This is a genomic window from Actinocrinis sp., assembly GCF_035605935.1.
Classification (GTDB): Bacteria; Actinomycetota; Actinomycetes; order Streptomycetales; family Catenulisporaceae; genus Actinocrinis.
Map to the genome: position 1 here is coordinate 1 of NZ_DATNGK010000038.1, position 2,602 is coordinate 2,602.

At 70.7% G+C, this 2,602-nt stretch carries 1 protein-coding gene; it reads left to right on the forward strand.

What is annotated here, in order from left to right:
* Positions 1–2,602 (forward strand): biotin/lipoyl-containing protein (locus VN779_RS02980; protein ID WP_325719863.1); only part of this gene is annotated, 2,602 nt, incomplete at both ends.

Below are 2,602 nucleotides of genomic sequence, written 5' to 3' on the forward strand. Positions count from 1 at the left end.
CTCCGCCGAACGGCTCGCGGTCTCGGTGGGCTACTGCGGCGCGGCGACCGTCGAATTCCTCTACCACCCCGGCGAGCGGCTGTTCGCCTTCCTGGAAGTCAACACGCGGCTCCAGGTCGAGCACCCGATCACCGAGACGACTAATGGCATCGATCTGGTCAAGCTCCAGCTGCACGTCGCCTCCGGCGGGAAGCTGACCGGCGAGCGGCCCGTCGAACGCGGGCACGCGATCGAGGCGCGGCTCAACGCCGAGGACCCCGACCGCGACTTCGCCCCCTCCCCCGGCCGGATCGCGCGGCTCGATCTGCCGGCCGGACCAGGCATCCGCGTCGACACCGGGGTCAGTGAGGGCGACACGATCCCCGCCGACTTCGACTCGATGATCGCGAAGATCATCGCCTACGGCCGCGATCGCGACGAGGCGCTGGGCAGGCTGCGCCGGGCGATGACCGAGACCACAGTCATCATCGAGGGCGGCGCGACCAACAAGAGCTTTGTGCTCGATCTGCTCGACCAGCCTGAGGTAATCGACGCCAGTGCGGATACCGGCTGGATCGACCGCGTGCGCGGCGAAGGCAGGCTGGTCTCGCACCGGCACTCCGGGGTCGCGCTGGCCGCTGCCGCCATCGAAGGCTACGAGGAAGAGGAGCGGGTCGAGCGGCAGCGGCTGCTGTCGACCGCGTTCGGCGGCCGTCCGCAGGTGCAACACAAGAGTGGCCGGCCGCTGGATCTGAAGCTGCGCGGCGCCAGCTACCGCGTCAAGGTCGCTCGTATCGGGGCACACCGCTTCCGCGTCGGCATCGACACCGGCGTGCAAGCGCAAACCGCGGACGTCGAGCTCGAGCGGTACGACGAGCACACCGGCCAGATCATCGTGAACGGCACCCGGTTCCGGCTGGTCACCGACACATACGGACCGACCCACTTCGTCGAGGTCGACGGCGTCGCGCACCGGGTCAGCCGCGATGAGGGCGGCGTCATGCGCTCCCCGGCTCCCGCGCTGGTGGTCGCCACGCCACTGGCAGTCGGCGCTGAGGTCGAGGCCGGCGCTCCGGTGCTGGTGCTGGAGAGCATGAAGATGGAGACGGTGCTGCGCGCACCGTTCCGGGCGCGGCTCAAGGAGTGCGCGGTCTCGGTCGGCAGCCAGGTCGAGACCGGCGCGCCCCTGCTGCGGCTGGAGCCGCTGGCCGACGAGGGTGACGATGCCGGGGACGCCGCCGCGTCCAGCGAGACCGTCGAGCTCGAACTGCCCGCCGGAACCTCGGCGGTACCGGCGAGCGAGCGGATCAACCGCGGCATGCAGGACTTGCGCAGCCTCCTGCTCGGCTTCGACGTCGACCCGCACGACGAGCACCGGGTCCTGGCCGACTACCTCGCCGCGCGGGCCGAACTCGCCGACGCGGGTCAGCGGCCGCTGGCCGAGGAGATCGAGCTCATGTCGGTGTTCGCCGACCTGAGCGAGCTGAGCCGCAACAAGCCGATGGGTGAGGAGCCCGGCGGCGACGGCCACGTGCGCAGCGCGCGCGAGCATTTCCACACGTACCTGCAGAGCCTTGATGTGGAGCGCGCCGGGCTGCCGGCTTCCTTCCAGGGCAAGCTGGCGAAGGCACTCGGGCACTACGGCGTCACGGACCTGGATCGCACGCCGGCACTCGAAGAGGCCGTGTTCCGGATCTTCCTGGCATTGCAGCGCGGCGCATCTGACGCCACGGTGGTCGTGACGCTGCTGCGCGAGTGGCTGCGTGAGGCGCCGCCCGGCGAGGCGCTGCGGGAGCCCGCGGGTCTCGCGCTGGAACGGCTCATCGCCGCGACACAGGTCCGCTTCCCCGTGGTGTCCGATCTGGCCCGCGGCATCGTGTTCGGCTGGTTCGGGCAGCCGCTGCTGCGCCGAAACCGGGCCCGCGTCTACGCCGAGGTCCGCAACCACCTGCGTTACCTGGACGCGAACCCGGACGCGCCGGACCGCGCCGAGCGAATCGCCGCGATGGTCAGCAGCACCGAACCGCTGGTGCGGCTGCTCGGTCAGCGGCTCGGTCGCGACGGCCGGGACCACGCGCCGATGCTGGAAGTGCTGACGCGTCGTTACTACGGCAACAAGGGCCTGGTACACGTGCGCACGGTCGACGCGGTCGGCTGCCGGTTCGTAGTCGCCGAACGCGCCGGCTCGCGGCTGGCCTCCACCGCCGTGCCGTTCGAACGACTCGGCGACGCCCTCGACGCCCTTGCCGAAGTTACGGGCCGCGCCCAGGACGGCGTCGACGCGGACATCTACCTCGCGTGGGAGAAGCAGCCGGAAGGCTTCGACGCGATGGCCGCGGCGCTGAACGAGGTCGTCAACGCGCAGCCACTGCCGCCCCAGGTCCGGCGGGTCACCATGACCGTGGCCGGAAGCGGCAGCGCTGTGATGCACCATCACTTCACGTTCCGCCCCTCGCCGGAGGCGACCAGCGGCGCGCGCATGACCGAGGAGCGGCTGATCCGCGGCCTGCACCCGTACATCGCGCAGCGGATGCAGTTGGAGCGGCTGCGCAACTTCGACCTGACCCGGCTGCCGTCCTCGGATGAAGAGGTCTACCTCTTCCAGTGCGTCGCGAAGGACGAC